Raw genomic sequence first — 26,623 nt, 5'->3', positions numbered from 1 at the left:
CGGGCTATTATTTACGAGGCAGTTCGCTGACAATATCCGCTAAGAGGTTGAATATCTCGCCGAATAAATGTTCACAGAAAGGAGCGATCAGTGGCATCAGTAATGACATTAATAAAATTCCCACCGTCAGCGTCAGCGGAAAACCAATGACAAACACCGAAAGCTGCGGCGCCATTCGGTTGAGTAAACCTAATGCCAGGTTGACGGTCAGCAGCAGGGTGATGATCGGCAGCGCCAGCATCAGCCCGTTTAGGAAAATCAGCCCCGCCGCGCGGGTTAGCGCCAGGAAAGCGTTGCTGTTCACCGGATTTTCGCCAATCGGCAGCGTATGGAACGTATCCACCAGCATGGAGATAAGCCACAGATGACCGTTGAACGACAGGAACAGCAGCATGGCGAGCAGATCGATAATGCGCGCCAGCACGGGCATGTTGAGATGACTGCCGGGATCGACAAACGTGGCGAACGATAGCCCCATCTGCAGGCCAATCAGTTCCCCCGCGGTTCGCACCGCGGCAAAAGCCAGCTGCATGGTAAAGCCGACGGCGACGCCAATCATCACCTGCTGCAGGGCCACCCACACCGCGTTCGCCGAGAAGATCGGAATATCCACGGGGGGCAGAGAGGGCGCGACGATAATGGAGATGATAATCCCCAGCCCCACCTTGACGCGTTTGGGTATCGATTTCTCGCTGAGAATGGGGGCGGTGGAGATCAGCGCCATGATGCGGAGCATCGGCCAGAAGTAGACGCCGAGCCACTGAACCCACTGGTCGCTGGTGAAGTGCAGCATCGTCAGATCAGCCGATGATGTACGGCAGGTTGGTAAACAGGTTGCGCATATAGTCCAGCAACAGGTTCAGCATCCACGGTCCGGCCACGATAATTGCCACGAACACGGCGATGATTTTCGGAATAAATGACAGCGTCATTTCGTTTATCTGCGTGGCGGCCTGCAGAATACTGATAATCAGACCGGTAACCAGCGCGACAAGCAGCAGCGGAGCGGCAACGGCAATCGCGATTTTCATCGCTTCCGTGCCCATCATCATGACCGATTCGGGTGTCATTGCCGTTCCTTAACTGTAGAAACTCTGCGCCAAAGAACTGACCAGCAGCTGCCAGCCGTCGACCAGAACAAAGAGCATGATCTTAAAGGGCAGGGCAATGGTCGCAGGCGGCACCATCATCATCCCGAGCGCCATCAGGACGCTGGCGATCACGAGATCGATAATCAGGAACGGAATAAAGATGGTAAAGCCAATCTGGAACGCGGTTTTCAGCTCGCTGGTGACATACGCAGGCAGAAGAATACGCATTGGCACCGCTTCCGGTCCCTGCAGCTCGCCGGTGTTGGACAGGCGGGCGAAAAGGGCCAGGTCGGCCTCGCGTGTCTGGCGCAGCATAAATTCCCGCAGCGGCTGCGCGCCTTTATCCAGCGCCTCCTGCATAGAGATTTTATCTTCGCTGAACGGCTGGTAGGCGTCGGTGTAAATCTTATCGATCACCGGCGACATAATGAAAAAGGTCAAAAACAGCGCCAGGCCAAGCAGAACCTGGTTTGGCGGAGCGGAAGGGGTTCCCAGCGCGTTTCGTAGCAGACCAAAAACGATGATGATGCGGGTGAAGCTGGTCATCATCAGCAGGATGGCCGGAATAAACGTCAGCGAGGTGATGAAAACCAGCGTCTGAACCGGAAGCGACCAGCTTTGACCGCCGCCCGCGAGAGGGGTTGAAACCAGACCGGGCAGCTGTGCATAGACCGCGGGAGCAAACAGGCCAACGCCCACGAGCGTCAGGGATAACAAACGGCGCATCAGGATCTCCCGGAACGCTTAAGCAAACTCTTCATGACGGACTGAAAATCCGCAGGGGCCTCTGCGCGCTCGTCCACCACAACAGGGGCGGGCGGCAGCTTATGTAATACGCTGATGTTTGAGGCCGTTACGCCAAGGACCAGGCGCGCGTCCTCCACCTCAACGATGACCACGCGTTCGCGTGGCCCCAGCGTGGTGCTGGCGCTGACCTTCAGGCCGCGGGCTCCGGCGGTTTTACCCGCCAGGCCAAAGCGTTTTGCCAGCCAGGCGGCGATAAGAATAAAGGCAATAATACCGAACAACGCCCCGCTCACCTGCAGCAGAGGCGAGCCGGGAACGGCAGAAGGTTGTGATATTGTTGCCTGGGTTTTCATGCTTAACGGCTCAGACGACGCATACGTTCAGACGGGGTAATGATGTCGGTGATACGTACGCCGTATTTATCGGCAACCACCACCACTTCACCCTGGGCAATCAGATAGCCGTTGATCAGAATATCCAGCGGTTCGCCGGCCAGACCGTCAAGGGCCACCACGGAACCCTGCGTCAGGCGCAGCAGCTCTTTAATGGTCATACGGGTGCGTCCCAGCTCAACGGTCAGCTTAACCGGGATATCCATAATCAGGTCGATGTCCTGCAGCGTGCCGCTGACATCACCGCCGCCGAGCTGCTGGAATACGGCATCCGCTGCGCTTTTGGCCGGGGTCGCTTTTTGCTCGTTTAACGCGTCAGCCCACAGATCGTCCAGTGCTCCGCTGTTTTCATCGGACGGATTGTTCATGTCACTCATTTGGGCTGTTCCTCATTCAGCGAATTCAAAATCGGGTTGATCAAGTGCTCAACGCGTAACGCATACTGACCGTTAATCGTGCCGTACTGGCTTGTCAGCACGGGGACACCATCCACATGGGCAATAATGCGGTCGGGTTTTTCTATCGGCAAAACATCGCCGGGTTGTAATTTCAGAATCTGAGATAACCGCAGCGGGATATCGGCGAAGCTCGCCACCAGTTCAAGCTGTGAATGCTGGACCTGGCGAACCAGGTTTTCACGCCAGTTCTGGTCTTCGTTGCGGGAGTTCTCCAGCGGCGGGTTAACCAGCAGCTCGCGCAGCGGTTCGATCATGCTGAACGGCAGGCAGATGTTGAACTCACCGGTCAGGTTACCGATCTCCACGTGGAACGGGGTGTTAACGACAATATCGTTCGGGGAGGTGGTGATATTGGTAAATTTCACCTGCATCTCAGAACGGACGTACTCCACTTCCAGCGGGTTAATCGCTTTCCACGCGTCACTGTAAGACTCCAGCGCCAGCTTCAGCATGCGGTTAATGACGCGCTGTTCGGTGTGGGTGAATTCACGACCTTCTACTTTGGTCGGGAAACGCCCGTCGCCGCCGAACAGGTTATCCACCGCGATGAACACCAGGCTTGGGGAAAACACCACCAGACCGGTGCCGCGCAGCGGCTTCAGATGAATCAGGTTAAGGTTGGTTGGCACCGGCAGGTTGCGGGCAAACTCATGATACGGCTGAATGCGGATCGCACCGACCGTGATATCCGGGCTACGACGCAGCAGGTTAAACAGCCCCATACGGAACTGACGTGCAAAACGTTCGTTAATGATCTCCAGCGCCTGCAGACGTTCACGGACTACGCGACGCTGGGTATTCGGATCGTAGGGACGAATATCGCTATCGCCGCCAATACCCGGTTGCGGATCATCACTTTTATCGCTGTCGCCGTTGAGCAGCGCATCGATTTCTGCCTGAGAAAGAATACTGTCGCCCATGTCGTTACCGCAGAATGAATGCTGTATACAGAACGTCAGTGACTTCCTGCTTAGGTTGGCCGTTTACCAGCGGGGTCGCCAGCGTTTGTTTAATGGCGTCGACCAGCTTTTGCTTACCCACATCGGTAGCCAGCGCCGAAGCGTCCTGACGAGAGAACAGCAGCAGAAGGCGGCTGCGCACTTCCGGAAGGTAATCGTTCAGACGTGAACGGGTGGCTTCATCTTTCAGGCGCAGCGTAATGCCAACATAAAGCACGCGATCCGCATCACCCAGATTGACGGTGAAGGTATCCAGCGGGAAGAACACTGGAGCCGGCGGAGGTGGCGCTTCAGCTTTGGCTGCAGCGGTGGTAGGTTCCTGCTGCATACGCCAGTAACTATAGCCCGCGGTGGCGCAGGCGGCGAGCGTGATCAACACCAGCAGCGGGATCCAGATGGAACGCTTACTTTTTTTGGTGATAGCGGAGTCAGTCATCTGATACGAGCTTCCTGTTTCGGTACAGCTTAATAAGGTGATTATCCCGTGTCCTGCTGTCGTCAAAGCGTGGAAAAGACGGGGATAATCACGCTACCTCGGGCGTTTAGGCGAAGATGTCTACGGCACTGTTACCGCGCGCGGCGGATTGCAGGGCGGCAGGAACAGCCAGTAGCTCATCGCTCTCTTCATTAAAACCGCCGGTGTTGCCGGAACGCGAAGCCTGGTGCTGCTGCTGGGATGAGGACTGCTGCTGCCCGGCAAAGCTATCGCTGCTGACGCTGCTTTGCGAAAGCTGAATGCCGTTCTCCGCCAGTGATGTCCGCAGTACCGGCAGCGCGGCTTCCAGCGCCGCACGAACATGGCTGTGCGCAGAGACCATCTGCAGCTGGGCCTGGTTATCATCCAGCTTAAGCGAAATTTGCACCTGACCCAGATCTTCCGGGTGCAGACGCAGCTCGGCTGTCTGCTGGCCCTGCTTAGTGAACAGGGTGATGTGCTGGCTCAGGGATTGCTGCCATTCGTGGGTCCCCAGAGGCTGGCTTAACACCGGCGCGGTGGCGACGGTGGCGGCCGTCTGACTGGTTGCATGGCTGGACATAATCGGTGCCAGGGTAGCCGTCGGCGATGATGATGAGGAGGCGCTGGCGAACTCCTGCTTCTCTGCGGTTGCGGCCACGGCCGGCGTGGCCGGCGCGTTGCCGGACGGGGCCGGATCGCTGTTTTTCGCCTGGCTCTGATAAGGCGCAGAGCTCAGCGCTTTATCATGGCTTCCTGGAAGCGCGTTCAGGGAAGGTTGGCCTGCGCCGTTTTGCGCAAGCGGCGCTGAATTCAGCGTTGCGGTGGCGGAAACGCCGTCACTGCCTGCCGCGCGTGAAGTGCTGGTCTGCTGGTGCGGCAGCATTGCCATCAGCGCGCTTAATCCGGCCAGTTCTTCTTCGCTCAGCTCGCTTTTACCGTCATCCTTGCTGTTCGCTACATTGAGCGTCTTCAGCGCGTCACCTTTAGACAGCGGCACCAGCCCGGAAACCAGCGTATCAAGCGGCGCGACGGGCGACGTTTCATCGCCATTCAGCGCGGTCTGGCGCGAGAGCAGGTCGGCAATTTTGGCCTGCAGGGTGGTATCCCCTTTGGCGTCCTGAGCCACTTTTGACAGTTTACTGCCGGCGGCTTTCAGGTCAGCCAGGGTCAGCGGCGCATCTTTGCCCTTGCCCGTTGCGTCCGACAGGGCGCCCGCGAGCAGTGCGAGAAAGTCCTGTGCACCGTCGGTGCCTTTCCCCGTCTGCGTACCGCCTGACAGGTCGCTGTCGCTCATCAGCAGTTGTTGCAGTGTGATCATTCCGGTTTCCTCATTGATGCGCGCTGGGCAAACTCATCCATTTTCTTCTGATCCAGACGGTTTTCCGCCAGGGTCGTTGCCGCGATCTGTCGGTCCTGTAAAGTCTGCCAGGCCTGCAGTCGCTGCTTCTTCTCGCGCCAGAAATTCAGCGCGGTATCGACTTTCTGGGTCCACTGGTGAAGCTGCTGGCGATGCTGATCTATCGCCTTCTCCAGCGTCTGGATAAACTGCTGATAGTTAATCCAGCGCTGGCTTCCAATGCCCTGTGTCATATCGGTATTGAGGTTGGTGCGATATTCATGCTGATAGTCGATCAACATCTTCAACTGTTCTTCAGCCTGCTGGCACCCGCGTCGCATTGCGCCAAGCTGCAATGCGGCATCATCAACTTCTTTTTCAGCCAGATCTTTCAGCGTTGATAACGCGCTGTTTTGCGCCATGACCTTCGCCCTCCACCTGTGTTACACCTGCGGGAAAATCAGCTCCAGTGCCTGAATCGAATCTTCCCAGTCGGCGCGTTCAAAAATGCCTTGTTGCAAAAATGCCTCCAGCTGCGGCCACAGGGTAATCGCTTTGTCGAGCATCGGGTCGCTGCCTTTGGCATACGCCCCCACGCTGACCAGATCGCGGTTGCGCTGGAAGCTGGAGAGCAGTTGTTTAAAGTTACGCACGCGGGCGTAGTGCTTCTCGGTTATCAGCGCCGTCATTGCGCGGCTGATAGAGGCTTCAATATCAATTGCCGGATAGTGTCCGGCTTCGGCGAGACGACGCGACAGCACAATATGGCCGTCAAGGATCGCGCGCGCGGAGTCGGCAATCGGATCCTGCTGGTCATCGCCTTCCGTCAGTACCGTATAGAACGCGGTGATGGAGCCGCCGCCGCTGATGCCGTTCCCCGCGCGTTCCACCAGGGCAGGGAGCTTGGCGAATACGGAAGGCGGGTAGCCTTTGGTCGCCGGTGGCTCGCCGATGGCCAGCGCGATTTCACGCTGCGCCATCGCGTAACGGGTCAGGGAATCCATGATCAGCAGCACGTGCTTGCCGCGGTCGCGGAAATCTTCGGCGATACGGGTGGCATACGCTGCCCCCTGCATACGCAGCAGCGGCGACACATCCGCCGGCGCGGCGATAACCACCGAACGGGCGCGGCCTTCCGCACCCAGAATGTTTTCAATAAAGTCTTTTACTTCACGACCACGTTCGCCAATCAGCCCCACGACGATCACATCGGCCTGGGTATAGCGCGCCATCATGCCTAGCAGGACGGATTTACCTACGCCTGACCCGGCGAACAGGCCCATACGTTGTCCACGTCCCACGGTCAGCAGGGCGTTAATAGGGCGCACGCCGGTGTCCAGCACATGCTCGATAGGGGTACGCTGCAGGGGGTTGAACGGTTGGGTGATCAGCGCGCCGGTTTCGGTGGTGTCCGGGGATGGCAGCCCGTCGAGCGGTTTCCCGCTGCCGTCCAGCACGCGGCCCAGCAGGGCAGGGCCAAGCGGCAGCTGTTTCCCGCTTTGCAGCCCATCGCCAGAAATGTTTTTGGCATACACGCGCGCGCCGGGCAGAATGCCTTCCACCTCTTCAAGCGGCATCAGGAACAGGCGCTGGCCGTTAAACCCGACCACTTCGCTTTCCACTTCACGCGTTTCCAGACCGTCCTGACGCTCGATCACGCAGGTCGCGCCCAGCGGAAGCTGCAGGCCGGTGGCTTCGAGAACCAGGCCGGTGGCGCGCGTCAGTCGGCCATAACGACGAACGGACGGCAGTTGCGCCATCTTCGTCTCAAAGTTGTCGAGCGTAGTGAGCCAGCGGGTGAGGCGCGCGGTCATCAGACGACTCCCGGTGCCGCCAGGCGGCACAGTTCCTGCCAGCGGGTGGCGACGCTGGCATCCAGATCGCCTTCATCGGCAGAGACTTTGCAGCCGCCGTGATGCAACGACGGGTCGCCCCGCAGACGCCAGCCGTGCAGGTTTAGCGTTGCGCCCAGGCTCTCTTCCACCCGCTGCAGGTCGTCCGGATGGACGCGCAGCTGCGGCTTACCGCTGAACAGCGGCTCCTGCTGAAGCAGGCCCTGAATTTGTTTGATCAGCGCCGTGTTATCCACCACGGGCGTCTGGCCGATAACCTGACGCGCGGCTTCCAGCGCCATCTGCATCAGACGCGAGGCAATCACGCTGTCCAGCGCGTCCAGGGTGTGCTGAAACTCGCTGACCAGCTGCTGCATGCGGGCATGGATCGGCGCCTGCTGCTGGCGCGCCTGATCGATACCGTGCTCTAACCCTTTCGACAGGCCTTCCTGATACCCCAGCTCGTGGCCTTTCTGCCGGCCTTCGTTCAGACCGGCATTGTAGCCCTGCTCGTGCGCCTGCATTTGCAGCTGAGCCAGCATTTGCGCCTGCTGCTCCTCTTCGCTCAGCTCGGGCTTCTCGACGTCCGGGTCAAGCTCCTCGGTCGGGATCACGGCTGGCGTGAACTCGGAGAGGGGAGGGGCCAGATCGTCCGGCGTCCAGCGCTTCCACGGCAGCTCATTAGACATAGGTGTCGTCTCCGCTGCCAATCACCATCTCGCCGGTTTCCGCCAGACGACGAACAATAAGCAGAATGGCTTTCTGTTCGTTTTCCACCTGAGACAGACGAACCGGGCCGCGGTTGGCAAGGTCGTCGCGCAGAATATCGGCTGCACGCTGAGACATGTTGCGCAGGAACTTCTCGCGCAGCGGCTGCTCGGCGCCTTTGAGGGCGATAAGCAGCGACTCGGAATCCACTTCCTGGAGCAGGCGCTGGATGCTGCGGTCGTCCACTTCGACGAGGTTTTCGAACAGGAACATCTCGTCGATAATTTTCTGTGCCAGCTCGCCGTCGAATTCGCGAACCGCCGTAATGACGGCTTCTTCCTGCTGCGTTTTCATCAGGTTGATGATTTCCGCCGCCGTTCTCACGCCGCCCATTTTGCTGCGCTTGAGGTTCTGGCCGTCGAGCAGGTTGTTCAGCACTTCGGTCAGCTCCGCCAGCGCGGCCGGCTGTACGCCGCCGAAGGTGGCGATACGCAGCATCACATCGTGACGCAGGCGCTCTTCGAACAGCGCCAGAATATCGGCCGCCTGACCACGTTTGAGGTGGACAAGGATGGTGGCGATAATCTGCGGGTGCTCGTCGCGAATAAGGTCGGCGGCACTCTGCGGTTCCATAAAGTTGAGCGTTTCGATACCGCTGGCGGTATCGCGCGTTTCCAGAATATCTTCCAGTAGGCTGGCGGCGCGCTCTTCGCCCAGCGCCTTGACCAGCACGGAACGCAGGTAGTCGTTGGCGTTGACGTTCAGCGCGGCAAACTGTTCGGCTTCCTGCTCAAACTCCGACAGCACTTCGGTCAGCTGTTTGTTGGAGATTTGACGCACGTTGGCCATCGCCGCACTGAGAATCTGTACCTCTCGCTGGGAGAGGTGCTTAAACACCTCTGCCGCGCGATCTTCGCCAATGGTCATCAGCAGGATGACGCTTTTATCGGTGCCCGTAAGCGTATTACTCATGTTCGTTACCCATCCACTGACGGATGACCAGCGCCACGACGCGCGGATCGTTATCTGACATTTCGCGAATGCGCTGGCTCATCACCTCGGCACCCATGCGCTGGTTAGCACGGCGCTGCTGCATCTGTTCATCTTTACTGAGGCGAACTTCAACCGCTTCTTCCGTTTCCTGACGCGCATTCATCTGCTCGCGAGCCGCTTTTTCAGCTTCAGCACGGCGCTGGAGCTGCGGACGAACGCCCTTACGCCACAGCAGCCACGCGACAATCAGCACCAGCAGCCAGCGTCCTGCGGACATCAGCTGGTCGATAAACGCCTGCTGTTGCCAGAACGGCAGTTCACCGCCGGTCTCTTCAACCGAGTTGAACGGTGAGTTCACCACGTTGAGGGTATCGCCGCGCTTCTCGGAGTAACCCATCGCTTCGCGGGTCAGGTTTTCAATCTGCTTCATCTGCTCGGCGGTCAGCGGCAACGGTTTGCCATCCGCCAGCGTTTTGTAGTTCACCACTACCGCAACAGAGAGACGCTGAATATCGCCCACGTTCAGTTTAGTGTGACGAATCGTTCTATCCACTTCGTAGTTCGTGGTTTCGTTACGGCTGCTGGTACGCGGACCGGCGTTACTGGTCGTTGAGGTGGTCTGCTGATTATTTTGCTGACCGTTCTGCTGATTGACCGGCGGCGTAGAGATCGGCGCCGCGTTTGCCGGGGCAGGCTGGTTAGACAGCGCGCCCGGCACGCCGCCCGGGTAGGCACCGCCGACCTGTTCGTTCGAATTGATCTGGCGTGAACGCATCACCGCCTGAGCCGCATCGCCGTTCGGGCTGTACTGCTCTTCGGTTTGTTCTTTATTCGCGAAGTCGATCTGCGCGGTGACCTGCGCGTGCACGTTGCTGTTGCCCACGACCGGGCCGAGGATCGCTTCGATACGGCGCTGGAGACGGCTTTCGACATCGGCGGCATATTTCAGCTGCGCGTCATTCAGATCGCGACCGGCGGTATTAGATTGCGTCAGCAGGTGACCGCTCTGGTCAACCAGCGTCACGTTACCCGGCGGCAGACCAGCGACGGCGCTGGAGACGAGATGCGTCACCGCGCTGATTTGCCCTTCGTCCAGCGCGCGGCCGGGCTCAAGGTTCACGGTCACGGAAGCCGAAGGTGATTTCTGTTCGCGGACAAATAAGGAAGGTTTAGGCATCGCCAGGTGCACGCGGGCACTCTTCACCGGGCCTAATGTTTCAATGGTGCGGGCCAGTTCACCTTCCAGCGCACGCTGGTAGTTCACCTGCTCGCTGAACTGGCTGATACCGAACTTTTCCTGATCCAGCAGCTCAAAGCCCACCGCGCCGCCCTTCGGCAGCCCCTGCTGAGCCAGACGCAGACGCAGTTCGTGCACCTTATCTGCCGGGACCTCCAGCGCACCGCCATTATCGGCAAAGCGATAAGGGATGTTCATCTGGGTCAGCTGGGTGACGATGGCGCCGCCATCCTGATCGGAAAGGTTACTGTAGAGCGTCCGGTAATCAGGGCTTTTTGCCCACAGGACCATCGCTACAAGGATCGCAATTGCGGCAGCGCCTGCCACGATCAACGGGATTTTAGGATTCGCGCGAAGGCGGTTCATCCACTCGAGTGATTTATTCTGCGGCGCTGTCGATGCTGTTGCACTCATTGCGCACCTCTTAAATCCTGGTGGTTTACGTTATTCGTGTAGAGAAACAAAACTGACTCCCGGGTCGGCAAACACGACAAAAGTTCCATATTGATGGCCCTGCCATTATTTGATGATTCGTGATTTTCTATGCGTCAAATAACCTGGTTTTTTCATGCTATTTACCGCCATTATCTTATTGACAAGCTGTTAGTCTTGACCGCGTAAAAAACCATCCAGGGGAAAGTCATGGCTATACAGGGCATTGAAGGGGTAATCAGTCAGTTGCAGGCAACGGCGATGACGGCCCGTAATCAGAATGTGGCAGATCAGCAGCCAAGCATCAGCTTCGCAGGGCAACTGCATGCCGCTCTTGACCGTATCAGTGATACCCAGACGGCAGCGCGCACTCAGGCCGAAAAGTTCACCCTCGGCGAGCCGGGCGTGGCGCTGAATGATGTGATGACCGATTTGCAAAAAGCTTCGGTTTCTCTGCAGATGGGGATCCAGGTGCGTAACAAGCTGGTGTCGGCGTATCAGGAAGTGATGGGGATGCAGGTGTAGGTTATCTAACCTGATGCTATTTATAATTAATAACCATCCGATCCCACAGGGTGGGAGATGTATGGGGCAAACTCGCTCGATTTCTGGTTGAGGATGAGGACCTGGTCCTGGTTATTTTAGCCATCCAGGATCCCTACATCCGGTAAACCATCTGCGCGCCGCATTGCTGCCTCCTGTGACTGGTTGAAAGACCCGACTGCGTAATGATGGCAGGCACGGGTAATCATTGTTCCCGATTGAAGGGCTATGCCCAATTAATGGGTACGATTAAAAGCAGCAATTGCACACCTTCCCGATGCGTCATCGCCACGTCTCAAAAGTTCGATACAGCTTTCAAAACATAATGGTTGAGATATTTCCCATCACAATCAGCCGAATGTGAATGGAGCTGAAAATAATTTCGCTGGCACGCGCGTGCTGAGCCCCAGGTAAGGGGCCGATTTTAGAATGAGGCACATTGCGAACTATTTATCTATGAAACAACACGCTCTGGGTTGTTTCTGTCTATCCATGATATGATTTTCTTTGAAAGGCTAATTGATGGAGTCTCAATGAGATTGAATGAAATCCAGGCTATTGCAATTGAGCAGGTTGTCATAATGGCTAAGGTATAAAATCCATTTATTGAAATATTTGGGAAATATGCGTTAGTTATTTCTATAAAAATGAAATGCCACATGTAAAGAGAAAATGAAATATTCCCGAGTATAATTAGAGGTTTGTATTTTGCCGTCGTGAAACTTGCTTCCATTAAAGTTGTTGATACGACAAGGATAAATGCCATAGCCCCCCAGCCTAAAGGGCCGTGGTCGTTGTGTTGGGTTGTAAATATTAATGCTGTAGTAACAATTATGGCTGAAATTAGCAAAACGTTTAAAACTGTTCCCTTGTGTCTCGATAGAGTTGGTAAGAGATTAATATATATAACATACGATATTATGCCATATACAAAGTCAATATATATAGGTGATGAAATAAGAGTGATGAAGTCATTTTTGATATAGTTTGTATTTACGGCATTGAGTGTTGGAGTGGCGCTCATTAATTGTGAAGATAAAACCATTGTCAAGATTATAGACGAGCATAATATAGCCCTATACTTGTGGGATATAATCATAGCTGCAAGAAAAATAATATAAAAAGAAATCTCGTAAGTTAATGTCCATGCTATCGCAAGTACATTGTATCCAAAGAAAGGAGCCCCAGCATGATAATCGATTTGGAGAGGGGCGATTGACCATAGAAACCATGCGTCTAAGCCGGTTGATCCCTTTTTGATTGCCAAAAAGATAAAGTAAATTGACACTGCCAGGATCAAAAGTGGATAGATTCTAAAAAATCTTCTTATAAAAAACTTAAGTGGATAAAAGTATTCCTTTTTTTGAGTTGCAAAGCAGATTATAAATCCACTAATTACAAAGAATAAATCTACACCAAAAGCTCCATTAACAAACAGTAAATCTCCAAGATTTGACTGTACGTAGGTGTTGTTAACATAGCCTCTTAAATGGAAAAGAACCACGAATAAAGCCGCAATTCCCCTTAAATAATGAATGCTTTTGACCACATTGATATCCTTAATATAAACAGGGAAGCTTTTTTTACGTAATACTTCAAAAAAATGGCGTTCTGGATAACGCCATTTCCGGATCTACCAGTAAAACCGCAAGGTGATTATTTAAATTCTAAATAATTGCTGGACAGTATTTTTACTGGATCAGTAGTGTACATTCCGATATTGATTTTACTTATTTCTGATAAATCTAACTTTCCTGCATCACTATAAGTATACCAATCACTCCCTACTTTAATCGCCTTAACGATAGTATCCATGTTTATGTTATCATTATTTTTTAAAGTAACATGAGAAAAAATGGCGGTATTATTCATCAAATAAACATTTATGTCACCCGAGATACGATATATAAGCTTATTTTTCCCTGATAATTTATCAGTGTAAAAATAAATCGATTTCAATGTTATGTCTTCATTTAATTTTGCATTAACGTCTCTTTTGGGAAGTGAGTCAATGATTGAGTAATCGAAATTAATTGGCTCTTCAGTGATTTTATCTACTTTAAAATAATTAAACATATATGAGTTCTTGAAAGTAGGGAAACCATCTGATTTTTTTAAAAGTCGGTTTAGGTAAAAGTCAGGTATTACGATCTCTTTTTTTCCTTCGTTGATTTGCTGTGTTAACATCTCCATGCGTATTGCATCTTGCTTTGACGCTCTTATATTAGAATAGGAAATTAAGCCGTAAGAGGGTACAAAGTAAGTCATAGCGAACACAAAGACAATGCCAAATATCGAGTTTCTATATATTTTTTCGTTTGAAAAATTAGCCGAGTAAATTAAAAAAGAAAGGGTTATTAAAAACATAAATAAGGTACCAATACCAGCTCTTTCAGGCATGTACGGTGAAGCAACAAATGCAAGGTCACACAATATCCCACCAATGAAAAATGCTAGTGCACAAATTAATGAACCCCTTGGTTCTATTTTGAGCAGTCCAAATGAAAGTGCAATGAAAATAATGATTAGAAATATTGGCCATAAGCTATCCAGCGCTGCAGGCAGTCTTTCAAATAAATGTAGATCAAGTTTTTCAATTAATGTTAATGAGTGCCAATCTTTAAAATAAGACGATCTGATGGCAGAGCCTGGACTGAATAAAAGCACCGCAGAGCCTAAGATAATCCCAATCAAATAGGGTGCCGACAGTTTAAAGCGGTTAAAACAAATAGAATATAAAACTGTCAGTATCGTTGCAACAATGCAAGTGTTTTCGTTTGAGCAACCTGCCAAAAAACCAACTAAAATCGCCCCGGAATAACTCAGTAATGTATGTGATTTTCTTTGTCGAGCGAGAATAACGAAAAATAAAGATATGTAAAATATAGGCCATAAATAATTAGATGCGCCAACAAACCAGAAAAAAGTTTCACCAAGCGCTGGATTTGATATCCAAAGAGCTAAAAAGATAATTACTATCGAAATGGCGCTTGGTTTTGGCTTACCATCAAATAATGCAGATGGTATCGCTGCAATAAGATAAACGCTGGCAACTAGCGCAGCAGCTGTCAAAGATTGATAAATATCATGATTGACATATTTGAGCATATAGGAGCTAAATATGTTAGTAACTAGCCTCCCGCTCCAGACTAAATAATGACCAATTTGCTCTTGCAGGCTGGCATGAAAATAATAATAATAGTCATCTGACAATACTGGTGTGTGTAGGTATGGCACCAACATAAGTAAAAAAATAATACTTAGAACTAACAGATTATTTTTGGAAATCATTTTTCTTTATTCCGTTTTAAACAATAGCGTGGTCTTTTTTTGGTTTCAATATAGATGCGCCCTATATATTCACCTAAGACACCAATGCCGATTAATTGAACGCCGCCGATAAACAGGATGGATACCAATAGAGATGTGTACCCTTTTATCGGATTGCCTATAATTAATGTTTGTAAAGTCATCCATGCGCCGTATAAGAATGAAATAGATGCAATTATGAAGCCTATATACATCCAAACCCTTAACGGAAAAGTAGAGAAACTTGTTATTCCCTCAAGTGCAAGGTTCCACAGTTTCCAGCCGTTAAATTTAGTGCTGCCGGCAACGCGCTCAGCGCGTGCATACTCCACGACATCAGTACGCCCGCCAACCCAACTCAGCACGCCCTTCATGAACAAGTTGCGCTCTGGCATGAGCTGAATATTTTCCACGACCTCGCGGGACATCAGGCGGAAGTCTCCAACATTCTCTTCGATTTGCGGATTGCTGATTTTGTTATGTAGCTTATAAAACCACTCAGCGGTCTTGCGCTTCAGACGGCCATCTGTGGAGCGATCGGAGCGTTTGGCAAGCACCATATCTGCTCCGGCCTGCCACTTCTCTATCAGATGTGGAATGACTTCAATTGGATCCTGCAGGTCAACATCAATCGGGATAATAGCTTCTCCGCTAGCGTGATCCAGACCTGCGAACAGCGCAGGTTCTTTACCAAAGTTGCGAGTGAAGGACAGCGGAACTACAAGCGGATCGGCAAGGGCAAGTGCGTTAATAATTGATTCTGTACTATCTTTGCTGCCGTCATTAATGAACACTATCTCGACTTCATGTTGCTTAAGCTCTTCAAACTCACGCACGGCTTTGTAGAAAATCGGAATTGCATCCTCTTCATTAAAAACTGGAACGACCAGTGAAATTTTCATTTAGCATCCCTGAATACTACGAACTTTGAATATACAAACCCGCACACCAGACTGATGGCGGAGAACACGATTAATGTGATGACAGGAGCCATGCCTGATTTGTCTGCACACCAGCCAAAAGCGGCACTTAATGAGCCCATAAAACCTACGTAAAGCAGGTAGCGAATGGATGTTGTGGAAGATTTAAAAGTAAATTTGGCATTGGCGAAGAAGCTGAACGACACAGCGACAACGAATCCGGCAAAGTTGCCAAGCGCCTGTCCTGTGTGGAATGCGTATATGCATACAGCAAAGACGACCCAGTGAATTAGCGTGTTTATTACGCCTATTGATGTGTACCTGGCGAACAACTTGAACATGTGATAAATCAGTAAATTCAGAAAAGTCTGAAGTGTAGCATCTGGCATTCACTTGATCGACCCTCATGTTTAACTACGCAGCGTATTTATACAGTTGATTTTATGAATGATCATGCCACGCACTGCAGACATACACGCTGTCTTCGTTGCGGCAGTAGAGCTCACCACTCATCTGCTTTCGTGGCCGTGAGCTGCGCCCAGCCGTTCAGCTCATTCCAGTGGACAGCACGTACTCGACGATCATTAAGGTCGACCAGGCCTTTGTTGATTATGAAAAATGTCCGCTCATAACATTTATATACAGGTCTAAGACCTGTCGATCTTCGCTGGCAGCCGCAGCGCTTTAATGCCACAATATTTTTTTCTTCGAATGCAGGAAAGATGATGAAAAAAATAGCAATTGCTGGCGCGCTGCTGGCACTGACCGGGTGCGTTCAGGTCGATAATTATAACGACGTGATCAAGCATCCTGTCCCGGCGCATCTGGCGGGATACTGGCAGTCGAAAGGGCCGCAGAGCAACATGGTCAGCCCGAATGCGATTGCCACGCTGGTGGTGACGGAAGAGGGCGATACGCTGGACTGCCGACAGTGGCAGCGCGTGATTGCCGTGCCGGGTAAAATCATGCTGCGTTCAGACAGTTATTACAACGTGACGCGCAAGCTGGATATCTATCCGCTGGAGCGCGAAGGCTCGACGCTTGAGTACGACGGGCTGGAGCTGCAGAAGGTCGATCGCCCAACGGTTGAGTGTGCTGATTACCTGCGCAAGAATCCGCTGGAAAGTAAGCTACCGTAGCCGTTTTTTTGCCGGGTGGCGGCTTCGCCTGACCCGGCCTACAAAAGTACCGTACCGTAGGCCGGGTAAGCGTCAGCGCCACCCGGCATTGTTTCTACAACGCATCCTCAATCACCCACACGCTGACGCTTCCGCCTTTGCAGGTAAACGTCCCTTCGCCATCCGCCGCCGTAGTGATGGTTTCTTCGCGATTGCCGAGAAAATCCCGCCACGTTTTGTTGCCGTAGTTTTCCCCCAGGCAAATCACTTTTTCACCGTCGTCCCCGTTTGACATCACCACCACGCAGCCGGGATCGTCATCGGTGCCGCTGCGGCTGAAGGCAATGCAGTTAGGATGGTCGAAAAACAGCGTCTGCACGCCGTGGGCAAAACGCTGGCGCGCGAGGATCAGCTCGTGAAGCTGCTCAATGACCGGCATATCAATATGGTACGTTTCACCGTCACCTCCCGTGTCGTCATAGCTGGCGCCAAAGAGGTCCGGATAAAAGACGCTCGGCACGCCATTTTCCCGCAGCAGGATCAGCGCGTAAGCGAGCGGTTTAAACCAGGCTTCGACCGGTGCTTCCAGCGCCTGCAAAGGCTGAGTGTCATGGTTCGCGACGAGGGTGACCGCATGAAACGGATCGGCTTCTACCAGCGTGCCGGTAAAGATTTGGCTCATGTCGTAATCCCGACCCTGACGTGACGCCTCGTGGAATTTCATCTGCAGAGGGGCATCAAACAGCATGGTTTTGCCTTCGACCTGGTCGATATAGGCCTGAAGCTTATCCACCTCGTGAGACCAGTATTCCGCCACGATAAACAGCGGCTGGTCGGCGACTTCCTGGACGTGCTCAATCCACTCTTTATAGAACCAGGCGGGAATATGCTTGACGGCATCCAGACGAAAACCGTCGCAGCGGGTCTGTTCCATGACCCAGCGGGCCCAGTATTTGATCTCCTCGGTCACGGCGTGATTGCGAAAGTCGATATTTTCGCCCATCAGATAGTCGAAGTTACCCATCTCATCATCAACCTGATCGTTCCAGCCTTCACCGGTGTAGTCGTTGACGATTTTAAAGATGCCGTCTTCATCAGGATTTTCTATATGGTCGACGCCGCTGAAGCATTTGTAATCCCAGATGAACTGGGAATATTGCCCGGCGCGGGCAGGGAAGGTATAGCGGGTCCAGGCTTCGCACTCGATGACCTCATCGTCGATCTGCGTGCGATCCTGCTCGTTCACGCGCTGAACGCGGACGGGCTCTTTTTCATCGGCACCCATTTTGTGGTTCACCACCACGTCCAGCAGTACGGCAATGTCGTTGCGCTTGAGGGCGTCGATGGCTTCCAGCAGCTGCGCTTTGTCACCGTATTTCGTGGCGATACTGCCTTTCTGGTCAAACTCGCCCAGATCGAACAGGTCATAGGAGTCATAGCCGACAGAATACCCGCCTGACGCGCCTTTATAGGCGGGCGGTAGCCAGATCATGTTAATGCCGATTTCGTTAAGATTGGGTGCTAACGCCGTGACCTCTCGCCACAATTCACCGCCAGCAGGGTAGTACCAGTGAAAACATTGTAACAGGGTGGGGTTTTTCATCATCCTTGCTCCAGAAGCCATTGGCAGACTTCTGGAGTATGGATGAAGAATCGCTAGTGTGTATTATTGATTCATCTCTCCGGGAAATAAAATGTTGCCAGAAAGCCTACCGTAGGTCACGTTTACGTTTTTTTGCTTGTTGGTTTGCGCAATAAGGCCGCTCAGCTCACTCATCCTTTCCTGTAGCAACGCTTTAAGAATGATTTCATTCTGAAGCACCTGATTTAGTATCACCATTGCCTGGTCCTGAACAAACTTACTGTCAGGCGGAAATGGGGTCGTGCTGATCTCTTCAACCAGCGAAACGTACGCAACCTCCTGGTCAATAAGCTCATCCCATTTCCCGGATTGAGCAAGGCTTAGCATGGTATTACTAAGCGCATTAAGGGCATGCCACTTTTTTAGGGATAAGCTGGAGTTGTTCATTACCGTTAATCCTGCTTGGGAGAATAACCCGGGCCGATTTGCTTCCAGGCGTCAGAAATATTGAGCAGCAGAGCCTCGACTTCGGTAATAGCCTCGATGTCATTGCGCAGGTTGGCATGTAACAAACGGCGTACCATATAGTCATAAAGCGCAGAAAGGTTGCGGGGAAGTTCCCCCCCCACATCCATATTTAACCCAGCCTTAAGGCCATTTTCGATAATATTAATGGCCTTGGACAGGGCTTCTCCTTTCGCTGGGATATCCCCTTGCTCAAGGAAAAGGCGCGCCCGAATAAGCGCGCTATGGATACCGTCGAACAGCATGACTACCAACTGGTGCGGGCTGGCACTCAAGACAGCAGATTCAAGTCCTACCTGTTGATAGGCTTGTACACCAGATTTGCTATACATATCGGTTCCTTTATTACTTACTGCTGAACTGTTGGTTCAGATAAGTGGCCGTACCATTGAATTTAGTGACCAGCTTATCCAAATCGTTAAATTGCTTTTTATAACGCGCCATCGTGGCTTCAATGGTCAACTCCATCGCATCGTAACGTTTGCCGATGGATTTGAGCGTGGCGTTAATACCGTCCTTCGCATTCTGAATCACACCTTCTTTACCGATAGAGGTGCTCAGCATATCGGTCAAGGTGTTATTCATCTGTGTGGCGAAACCGGTTTTTTTCCCGTCACCCACAAAATAGGCCTGCACGCCAGCCGGATCGTCGGTGAGAATCTTGGTTAATTTTTTATCATCAATTTTTAGGTTGCCAATCGCGCCGTCTGCGCCTTTGACCGGGTCCTGAGTGATGCCAAGTTGAGCCATAATGGCATAGGAGCCACTCTGTACATTGGTCAATAAAGCACGAAGATCGGATTGTACTCCACGGATAGTACTGTCACCCATTAACACGCCGTTGTTCGAAGACTGGGCGGTTGCACCCACTGCTGGCGGCTCGTATTTGGTCAGCGCAGCAATGGTAGACTGCAGAGAGTTATAGGCATTGACCCATTCCGTAATGGCTTTTTTGTTATCGTCGGTTGAGCGGGCTATCGTCAGAGTTTCATCTGCCGTGCTCGGGGCTTTCAGGGTTAATGTTACGCCAGGCAGGGCGTCAGTGATGGTATTGCTCTGGCGAACAATTTGAATACCGTTCACGTTAATGACAGCATTTTGCGACTTAACCTGCACATTTAGCGCGGCGCTGCCGATCACGGCATTTAGCGTATCGTCTCCCGCCACCGTCACCGTCATATCGGAGTCGGTACCCGTGGTTTTTGAGGTCAGCATCAGACGGTAGTCGCCGTCATCGGCTTTCACCACGCTTGCTGATACGTTGCCGTTAGCCGCATTAATAGCTTTAGCAATCCCATTCAATGACGTATCGCTATCGGCGAGCGTTACTGTCAGCGGTTTGCTGTCGGCTCCTGCCTGGGTGATGGTAATGGTTCGGCTATTGGAACCCGTTGTCCCCCCCAGCTGCTTTGTGTTGCTATCAATGGTGCCGGGAGTGGTCGTCAGGACTTGGCCTTTCGCGATCTTACTGACATTAATAGTCACGTCGCCAACGTTAGCGCTGGAGGTACTGACAGCGGAGAATGCGGTGTTGGTACTGGAAACGGACGTAGAGTTCCAGGTATCCGTCTTTGCCAGCTTTGCCGCTGCGGTTTGCAGGGTAGTCAGGGCGCTTTGTAATTTTCCGTAACCGGTGATTTGCGCGTCGTAAGTAGTCTTTTGTTTGGCAATCGCCGTTAATTTAGTCTCTTCTGCTGCCTGCAGCTTATCGTACAGATCCGACAGGCCGGGCACGCCCACCCCGAGGTTACTGATAGTCGCCATGTAATGTTCCTTTTCAATGGATGTTTCAGTCGTTTATCGGCCCATCTTGCAAAAAGTTTACGGCGAGTTTTAAAAAATAATTGCGTAATAAGCGTTCATTATGTTGCTTTTAACGCCTGACAGGTCGTTATTGGTAAGCGTAAAAAAGAAGCAATTAGCCTTAACGTTTTACAACTGGCAGGTATTTCTTGAGCTGTTTTTGTTAAATAAACGCTTATAAAACAACTGTTTAAATTTTTTTCTTCGATATTTTCTAAAGTCTGCTTCAAGGGCGTCGATAACCTTGTTGACGGTGAGAGACGCCGTGAGTGTTAGGCACCGACCCTAGAAACCATTTTTGAAGGAATTAAAATTATGGCAGTTATCAATACTAACCTGTTGTCCCTGACCACTCAGAACAACCTGAACAAATCTCAGTCTTCTCTGGGCACCGCTATCGAGCGTCTGTCTTCCGGTCTGCGTATCAACAGCTCTAAAGATGACGCTGCTGGTCAGGCAATTGCAAACCGCATGAACTCTCAGATCAAAGGGATGACTCAGGCTGCACGTAACGCTAACGACGGTATCTCTCTGGTTCAGACCGCTGAAGGTAACCTGAACGAGATCAACTCCAACTTACAGCGTATCCGTGAGCTGGCTGTTCAGGCTGCGAACGACACAAACGGTACTACTGACTACACCTCAATCAGCACTGAAATCACTCAGCGCCTGGGTGAAATCGACCGTATCGCTGGCGCTGCTAACTTCAACGGCAAAAAACTGCTGGATGGTAGCCAGACAGCTTCTCTGAACATCCAGGTTGGCGCAGGTACTGGCGCAACTGATAGCATCGCTATCACCACTGGCGCTCTGATCGACGCTAAAGCAACCAGCCTCGACACTGGCCTGACCGGTACCATCACCGATAACAGCACTGCAAAAGCGTTCATCACTGCTGCAGACAATGCTATCTCCAAAATTGATACCGCGCGTTCTAACATGGGTGCGATTCAGAACCGTTTCGAATCTACCATCAACAACCTGAACAACTCTATCACAAACCTGTCTGCTGCTCAGTCCCGTATCCAGGACGCTGACTATGCAACTGAAGTTTCTAACATGTCTCGCGCGCAGATCCTGCAGCAGGCTGGTACTTCTGTGCTGTCTCAGGCAAACCAGGTTCCACAGGCTATGCTGTCCCTGCTGCGTTAATAGACGCCAAATATTTAAAAAAGGTTGCTGGAAACAGCAGCCTTTTTTTTCACTATTTATCTAAAAAAAAACCGTCTTTAATCTGCAAAATAAGGCTGCATTTAGCGGCGTTTTCCTGCCATCACCCCCCGTAATGCAGTGTTACTCTGCCTAAAATGTCCTTTTCCGGTCGTCTGACGACAGTTTACCGATGAGTTATAAGATGAGTGAATTCGCACGTAGCCGGGCCATGCGTCAGTTTTATCGGAATGTCTTTACCCGATTCATTGATCTCCCGGAAGCAGATGTTATGCCCGCTAACATCGTGGCGGAAATCTTCAGCTTTAAGAGCGCCAATATTACGGCACTCGAACCCATGATACGTGCGGTAGAAACGGGGCTGGAGGCGAACAAAGACTCGGCCTTAAAAAACATGCTGTGCGCGATCGTGCTGGCCAACAGTGCGCTTGATGAGTCCCGTACTGGTGATAAACAGATATTATCTTCATCCCAATGTGCACAGCTGACCGAATATGTTGTCTCGGCATTAAACGCCGACAGTAATATTCATTATCTTGTCGCCGCCATTCAGCTGCTGTTTCGCGTAAATGAAATCAGCTCAGCGCTATTCTTAATAAACAACAATCTTTCGCTGGTAAGCAGCTCGGCTCCGGTTCTGAAAATTCTGCTGCTGATCTGTTTAATGGAAAACGACTTAAATCAGGCGATGGTCGTGATCCAGGTACTGACCACCGATGCGTTACTTATTGGTGAAGATCCTATGGCCCTGCTGCTGATTACCTGTGGGATCTACCGGCTTGGAGGCATTCCGGATTCTTACATTGATTTTAGATCGCTTAACGCGAGCGAGTACGTAGCGGTGAAGGGGGCCTGGGAAAACTGGATTGTAAAAACCTCAGGCACCAGGACGACGGTGTTGCTAACCTGCACTCGCGAAGATTATTTCGAACACGCCGTACCGACGCTTTACTCCCTCTATGAAACCAATCGCGATGTCCTGGATGTTCACGTTCACGTGTTCAATGGCAGCAATGAGATAAAACAAAGTCTGCTGGCGCTTCGGGAACAGTTTCCCGAGCTCAATCTCTCTGCCAGCCATGAGACGATCGCCAGCAATACTGACACCGCAGTGATCGGCGCTGCGCGTCGCATTGTTTTCCTGCGCCATGCTCTGAGCACTTTTAATACACCTGTTATTGCCATTAATGCAAATGTTCTTGCGCGTAAATCCTGGGCCGAGCCTGACGCGTCGCTGATGTTGTTACAAAACGAAAACTCGCCGTTCTGGGAAGAGGTCTTTGCCGGTTTTATCTACGCCAGGCCTTGCGGCATCGCACAACGCTATCTCGATCGGGTCGCACACTTTATCGACGTTAACCTTACCAGCGGCAACTGTGCGCCGGGCCTTGAACAGGTAGCACTCTTTGCGTGCCTGGATAGCCTTTCGCCACAAGACCAGCATTCGATTACCCGTGCTGAGCGTAGCGCAGTACTGGATAGCCAGGCTGGGGATGAGGCGTTTTGCTGGGTGGCGATGAAGGCAGAGGGCTCCTATCAGGAGTTTAAATCGACGCTTATCGGTAAATACCAACGCTAAACAATGGCCCTGTAATAACGAGAATCTGGAATAAACGTGACGACACTGTATCCCAACCAACGGGTCAGCCCTGAGACCCTTTATGCCGCTGCGGCACTTAATCTCCTGGCCACGCCGGTTCCTGCGTTTGCCCGTGTCATGGAGATTGGCTGTGGATCAGCAACGAGCCTCATTATGCACGCCTGGGCTCACCCGGAGAGTATCGCTATTGGTGTGGATATTGATGGAAAAGCGATCCTGAAGGGTAAGCAGTTGGTTGCAGAGTTGGGATGTCAGAACGTTGAACTGTTTGAGGCAGGATTAGGGGATTTGCTTGCGGCCGATCCCGGCGACTTTGATTACATCATTATCCACCGGAGTTTTGCTTTTCTGGGCAAAAGCGAGCGGGAAGCACTCTTGCAGTGGTGTCACGCGCATTTATCCGTCAATGGTGTTATCGCCATAAAATGGTCTGTACTGCCGGGAAGTTCAGCGCGCCTCGCGTTGGGTGAAGCGCTACGCTTTCATCTTGAACGGGCAGAAGCGGGCACCGACCTGCTGGCCTCAGCCCGTGCGATGCTGAGTTTTATGCTATTAACTCTGGAAGAAGGTACGCTCAAAAACGAAGTCCTGCTTGCTGAAGAAATGGACGACAACGCACTGATTCTCGCCTTCTTAACCCCGACTGACGGGGCTTGTACTTTGGCTGCCTTCTGTTCACAGGCGGAACAGGTGGGTCTGCAGTATGTGGGCGATATCCTTCCGCAGTCAGAGCTGGGAAACTTCTATAATCCGACAATTGAAAAACTGCTCGAGGCCGTCAGTGCCGGAGCCAGCAGAACAATGGCACAGCAGTATCTTGACTATGCCGTGCAGCGCTCAGAACGTTTTACTCTGCTGTGTTACCTGAACAGTCACCAGCCTCCCATCAAGCCGGATCTTAATCAGCTTAGAAACCTGCACTGGGCCGGAAGCTTTGTGCCAGTCGAAATGGATTCCGCAAAAGCACCGCATGAATTCAGGAACAGTAACGGTCGAATCATTCGCACCGACAATGCCGTCATTATCCGCATCATGGAGTTGCTGGGTAATGTCTGGCCGATGTCCTTAAGTTTCGAGCAGCTACTGCTCAACTCTCGCGCCCCTGAAACGCAGGAGGATTATCAGGATACTGTCCTGGATGCCCTCGCAACGCTGTTTATGACAGGCGCGGACGGCCTCTTTTGGAGTGCGGCTCCTGGCCCCTATAACGCTGCGCAAAACGATGAGCTGGCACCAGTGGGGGTGCTGCCTTCCGAACGTCCGGTGGATGCTATCCGCATGATGAATTTGTGGGGAGAGTGGGTCTCCTTAGCGCCCGACGAGTGGGGTTATCTTCAGTACGACATGAACAAAGCAGGACGGGCAAACTGGCAACACTACTCGTCGCTAAAAATCAAAGGGCTGCTGACGGGCTCTCCGGAGGCGTGGAAAAAACATCTGCAGTGTTTTCTGCGTGCGGGGATGCTCGATGTACTCAAATCGCAGCTTTCGCTGCTGTTATTATTGAGCGTCGACAGGGCACAGGGGGGATTGTTGCTGAAGGGCAACGCCGAATCCGAATTAGCCGATCCTGACGTCGATGCCATTTATGCACGAGCGAACAGTCTTATTCAACAAGGGCGTTCTAAAGAAGCCCGGGAGTACGCCCGCGCATTGATGGAGAAAAACCCTGACAATATTCATGTGCTTCGCTGCTATTCAAAAACGTGCGTCTTAACCTCTGCCTGGGATGACGCTCTGGCATCACTTTGCACGCTAATGGGATATTATTTCTCCAGCCTTGATATCTATTATGATCTCGCCACGGTGCTTCAGCGCAAGCGTGAGTTTTACGGTTCGCGGCTCATCGTCCGTACTTTACTGCGCCTGAATAATAAAAATATTGATTACTGGCTCAGCATGGCATCGCTGCACCATGCTTACGGCGATATGTCGTTGGCAGAAAAATGCTGCAGGGAAATTATGCGCTTTCAGCATCCTGGCCCCAGTTCGCTTGGACTCACCGGCATTGTACTGAGCGATAACCATAAAATGGCAGAAGCGCGCTATTTTATGGAAAAGGCTGTTGAGCTCAGTAATTACAATTTTGGTTACTTCAGCAATTTACTTTTCGTGATGAGTCATGACGCAAGCGTGAAGGCTGAAGAGCTGCTGGAAAAGCATATCGAGTTTGGCCGCCGTACGGCATCCTGGGCTAAAGAGAGCGGGGTAAAGCTGACGCTAACTCATTCCCTGGAACCTCAGCGCAAACTTCGGCTCGGTTTTGTTTCCGGAGATTTGCGTAAGCATCCGGTGGCAAATTTCCTGCTGCCATACTGGGATGCTATCAATCGCCAAAAATATGATTTGGTTGCCTATAACACGCTTTTCCTGGAAGAAGATGACGTTTATTGCCACCTGCGTCAGAGCGCTACCCTTTGGCGCCAGGTTGATGCTATCAGCGATATTGAGCTGGCAAAACTGATCGCAGAAGACGGGATTGATATTCTGTTCGATTTATCGGGCCATACCGCTTACAACAGGCTACCGGTCTTCGCTCTGCGCCCTGCACCGATCCAGATTACATGGATAGGCTACCCCGGCACCACCGGGATGAAAGAGATGGATTACATTCTGCTTTCGGCGAGCCTGGCACAGTCTCCGGCCCTTGAAAAACAGCTGGTGGAAAATGCGATGTTCGTGGCAACGCGTAAGAGTTTCGAACCTCACCCACGAAGCCCGGATATTAACCCCTTACCTGCACTGCACAATGGCTTTATCACGTTTGGCAGCTTCAACCGGTCAAAAAAAATAAATGACCAGGTTCTGGATACGTGGGCTTCAATTTTGCAGGGCTACCCTGAGAGTCGCCTCTTAATCGGTAATATGACCGATGCTGAAATGATCTCTGCCATGACGAAGCGCTTTAAACAGCGTGGAGTTTCGCAAGACAGATTACTTTTCCGTGGGCTGGTCGAACTGGACGAATACCTGGCTCTGCACCATGAAATCGATATTTTACTGGATGCCTTCCCCTACAGTGGTGGTACGACGACGCATCATGGAGCCTGGATGGGCGTTCCGACAATTACGATGAATGGCCCGACCATACCCTGCCAGCAGGGCGTAGATATTATGCGCTCTTATGGGCTGGAGCAATTTATCGCTGATGATGAGGGTGATTATATTTCTAAGGCAATAGGCTGGCGTCAACATATTTCAGCGTTAGCTGAAATACGTCAGGGGATGCGGGAAAGGATTCCGGTTAATCCCGTGCCAGATTTTAATATTGCCGAAAATTTTGAACGGGCGCTGCGTGAAGCATGGGAAATCTATTGCCGGGGAGAAAAGCCGCATTCGTTTCTCATTGCCGAGGAGCGTTTGTGAATGGCAATCGATATCAGGCTGCCAGTTTGGGCAAAATTTAACGGT

25 protein-coding genes and 1 pseudogene are annotated in these 26,623 nt (G+C 51.9%); 5 read left to right on the top strand and 21 right to left on the bottom strand.

Annotated features, from left to right (window positions below):
• The 13 genes and pseudogenes from fliR to fliF all read right to left on the bottom strand — a co-directional run.
• Positions 1–793, bottom strand: a pseudogene (fliR, locus tag V1587_RS16580) (flagellar biosynthetic protein FliR); the annotation flags it as partial.
• Positions 794–800: 7 nt separating this feature from the next.
• A complete protein-coding gene (gene fliQ / locus V1587_RS16575) occupies positions 801–1,070 on the bottom strand; it encodes a flagellar biosynthesis protein FliQ (protein ID WP_008500315.1) in 270 nt (89 codons plus the stop codon).
• A 9-nt stretch (positions 1,071–1,079) separates the two neighbouring features.
• Positions 1,080–1,817, bottom strand: a complete 738-nt coding sequence (gene fliP / locus V1587_RS16570) for a flagellar type III secretion system pore protein FliP (RefSeq protein WP_185791107.1) — start codon at positions 1,815–1,817, stop codon at positions 1,080–1,082.
• Positions 1,817–2,191: a flagellar biosynthetic protein FliO gene (gene fliO / locus V1587_RS16565; protein WP_127731516.1), complete on the bottom strand. Its 375-nt coding sequence runs from the start codon at positions 2,189–2,191 to the stop codon at positions 1,817–1,819. Before fliO ends, fliP begins: the two co-directional genes overlap by 1 nt.
• Positions 2,192–2,193: 2 nt before the next feature.
• The gene (fliN, locus tag V1587_RS16560) at positions 2,194–2,607 is read right to left on the bottom strand and encodes a flagellar motor switch protein FliN (RefSeq protein WP_008500318.1); all 414 of its coding nucleotides are present in this window, start codon (positions 2,605–2,607) and stop codon (positions 2,194–2,196) included.
• Positions 2,604–3,608, bottom strand: coding sequence for a flagellar motor switch protein FliM (gene fliM, locus V1587_RS16555; RefSeq protein ID WP_008500320.1), 1,005 nt, complete (start codon positions 3,606–3,608; stop codon positions 2,604–2,606). Before fliM ends, fliN begins: the two co-directional genes overlap by 4 nt.
• A gap of 4 nt (positions 3,609–3,612) precedes the next feature.
• Complete coding sequence (gene fliL / locus V1587_RS16550; protein ID WP_023312306.1) at positions 3,613–4,083, bottom strand: flagellar basal body-associated protein FliL; 471 nt, start codon at positions 4,081–4,083, stop codon at positions 3,613–3,615.
• Positions 4,084–4,189: 106 nt separating this feature from the next.
• The gene (fliK, locus tag V1587_RS16545) at positions 4,190–5,422 is read right to left on the bottom strand and encodes a flagellar hook length control protein FliK (RefSeq protein ID WP_371899353.1); all 1,233 of its coding nucleotides are present in this window, start codon (positions 5,420–5,422) and stop codon (positions 4,190–4,192) included.
• Positions 5,419–5,862 (bottom strand): flagellar export protein FliJ, encoded by a 444-nt coding sequence (gene fliJ, locus V1587_RS16540; RefSeq protein ID WP_021241386.1) that lies wholly within the window; start codon positions 5,860–5,862, stop codon positions 5,419–5,421. The genes fliK and fliJ overlap by 4 nt, the downstream gene beginning before the upstream one ends.
• 21 nt (positions 5,863–5,883) lie before the next feature.
• Positions 5,884–7,254 carry a flagellar protein export ATPase FliI gene (fliI, locus tag V1587_RS16535; RefSeq protein ID WP_371899352.1) on the bottom strand — a complete coding sequence of 457 codons (1,371 nt, stop codon included), beginning with the start codon at positions 7,252–7,254 and terminating at the stop codon, positions 5,884–5,886.
• Positions 7,254–7,961 carry a flagellar assembly protein FliH gene (gene fliH / locus V1587_RS16530; protein ID WP_395314425.1) on the bottom strand — a complete coding sequence of 236 codons (708 nt, stop codon included), beginning with the start codon at positions 7,959–7,961 and terminating at the stop codon, positions 7,254–7,256. The genes fliI and fliH overlap by 1 nt, the downstream gene beginning before the upstream one ends.
• Positions 7,954–8,952 carry a flagellar motor switch protein FliG gene (gene fliG / locus V1587_RS16525; RefSeq protein WP_008500327.1) on the bottom strand — a complete coding sequence of 333 codons (999 nt, stop codon included), beginning with the start codon at positions 8,950–8,952 and terminating at the stop codon, positions 7,954–7,956. The genes fliH and fliG overlap by 8 nt, the downstream gene beginning before the upstream one ends.
• Positions 8,945–10,624, bottom strand: a complete 1,680-nt coding sequence (gene fliF, locus V1587_RS16520) for a flagellar basal-body MS-ring/collar protein FliF (RefSeq protein ID WP_371899350.1) — start codon at positions 10,622–10,624, stop codon at positions 8,945–8,947. The genes fliG and fliF overlap by 8 nt, the downstream gene beginning before the upstream one ends.
• Positions 10,625–10,852: 228 nt before the next feature.
• On the opposite strand from fliF, the gene fliE reads away from it, so the two are divergent.
• Entirely contained in the window at positions 10,853–11,167 is a 315-nt protein-coding gene (fliE, locus tag V1587_RS16515; RefSeq protein WP_008500329.1) for a flagellar hook-basal body complex protein FliE, read from the top strand.
• A gap of 472 nt (positions 11,168–11,639) precedes the next feature.
• Here the strand turns inward: fliE and V1587_RS16510 are convergent, their stop codons facing one another.
• From V1587_RS16510 to V1587_RS16495, 4 genes are all read right to left on the bottom strand, one after another.
• A complete protein-coding gene (locus V1587_RS16510) occupies positions 11,640–12,734 on the bottom strand; it encodes an acyltransferase family protein (protein ID WP_371899349.1) in 1,095 nt (364 codons plus the stop codon).
• Positions 12,735–12,841: 107 nt separating this feature from the next.
• Positions 12,842–14,476, bottom strand: coding sequence for a DUF6056 family protein (locus tag V1587_RS16505; protein WP_395314424.1), 1,635 nt, complete (start codon positions 14,474–14,476; stop codon positions 12,842–12,844).
• Positions 14,473–15,396: a glycosyltransferase family 2 protein gene (locus tag V1587_RS16500; RefSeq protein ID WP_028013696.1), complete on the bottom strand. Its 924-nt coding sequence runs from the start codon at positions 15,394–15,396 to the stop codon at positions 14,473–14,475. The genes V1587_RS16505 and V1587_RS16500 overlap by 4 nt, the downstream gene beginning before the upstream one ends.
• Complete coding sequence (locus V1587_RS16495; RefSeq protein WP_371899395.1) at positions 15,393–15,755, bottom strand: GtrA family protein; 363 nt, start codon at positions 15,753–15,755, stop codon at positions 15,393–15,395. The genes V1587_RS16500 and V1587_RS16495 overlap by 4 nt, the downstream gene beginning before the upstream one ends.
• A gap of 384 nt (positions 15,756–16,139) precedes the next feature.
• Between V1587_RS16495 and yedD the strand changes: the two genes are divergently transcribed.
• Positions 16,140–16,553 (top strand): lipoprotein YedD, encoded by a 414-nt coding sequence (gene yedD, locus V1587_RS16490; protein WP_371899347.1) that lies wholly within the window; start codon positions 16,140–16,142, stop codon positions 16,551–16,553.
• 94 nt (positions 16,554–16,647) lie between these two features.
• Here the strand turns inward: yedD and amyA are convergent, their stop codons facing one another.
• The 4 genes from amyA to fliD all read right to left on the bottom strand — a co-directional run bounded on the left by amyA (position 16,648) and on the right by fliD (position 20,403).
• Entirely contained in the window at positions 16,648–18,135 is a 1,488-nt protein-coding gene (gene amyA / locus V1587_RS16485; protein ID WP_371899394.1) for an alpha-amylase, read from the bottom strand.
• A 63-nt stretch (positions 18,136–18,198) separates the two neighbouring features.
• Complete coding sequence (gene fliT, locus V1587_RS16480) at positions 18,199–18,561, bottom strand: flagella biosynthesis regulatory protein FliT (RefSeq protein ID WP_371899346.1); 363 nt, start codon at positions 18,559–18,561, stop codon at positions 18,199–18,201.
• A gap of 5 nt (positions 18,562–18,566) precedes the next feature.
• Positions 18,567–18,971: a flagellar export chaperone FliS gene (fliS, locus tag V1587_RS16475; RefSeq protein WP_023325565.1), complete on the bottom strand. Its 405-nt coding sequence runs from the start codon at positions 18,969–18,971 to the stop codon at positions 18,567–18,569.
• A 13-nt stretch (positions 18,972–18,984) separates the two neighbouring features.
• Entirely contained in the window at positions 18,985–20,403 is a 1,419-nt protein-coding gene (gene fliD, locus V1587_RS16470) for a flagellar filament capping protein FliD (protein WP_371899345.1), read from the bottom strand.
• Positions 20,404–20,757: 354 nt separating this feature from the next.
• Here fliD and V1587_RS16465 point away from each other — a divergent pair, with 354 nt between their 5' ends.
• From V1587_RS16465 to V1587_RS16455, 3 genes are all read left to right on the top strand, one after another.
• Positions 20,758–21,594: a flagellin gene (locus tag V1587_RS16465; protein ID WP_371899344.1), complete on the top strand. Its 837-nt coding sequence runs from the start codon at positions 20,758–20,760 to the stop codon at positions 21,592–21,594.
• Positions 21,595–21,796: 202 nt separating this feature from the next.
• Positions 21,797–23,191 (top strand): hypothetical protein, encoded by a 1,395-nt coding sequence (locus V1587_RS16460; RefSeq protein ID WP_371899343.1) that lies wholly within the window; start codon positions 21,797–21,799, stop codon positions 23,189–23,191.
• 36 nt (positions 23,192–23,227) lie between these two features.
• A complete protein-coding gene (locus tag V1587_RS16455) occupies positions 23,228–26,578 on the top strand; it encodes a methyltransferase domain-containing protein (RefSeq protein WP_371899342.1) in 3,351 nt (1,116 codons plus the stop codon).
• Positions 26,579–26,623 lie beyond the last annotated feature (45 nt).

Source organism: Enterobacter sp. ECC-249, assembly GCF_043965265.1.
GTDB classification, from domain to species: Bacteria; Pseudomonadota; Gammaproteobacteria; order Enterobacterales; family Enterobacteriaceae; genus Enterobacter; species Enterobacter quasiroggenkampii.
Note: the sequence above shows the minus strand (reverse complement) of the source record. Positions and strands in the feature narration are given on the sequence as shown.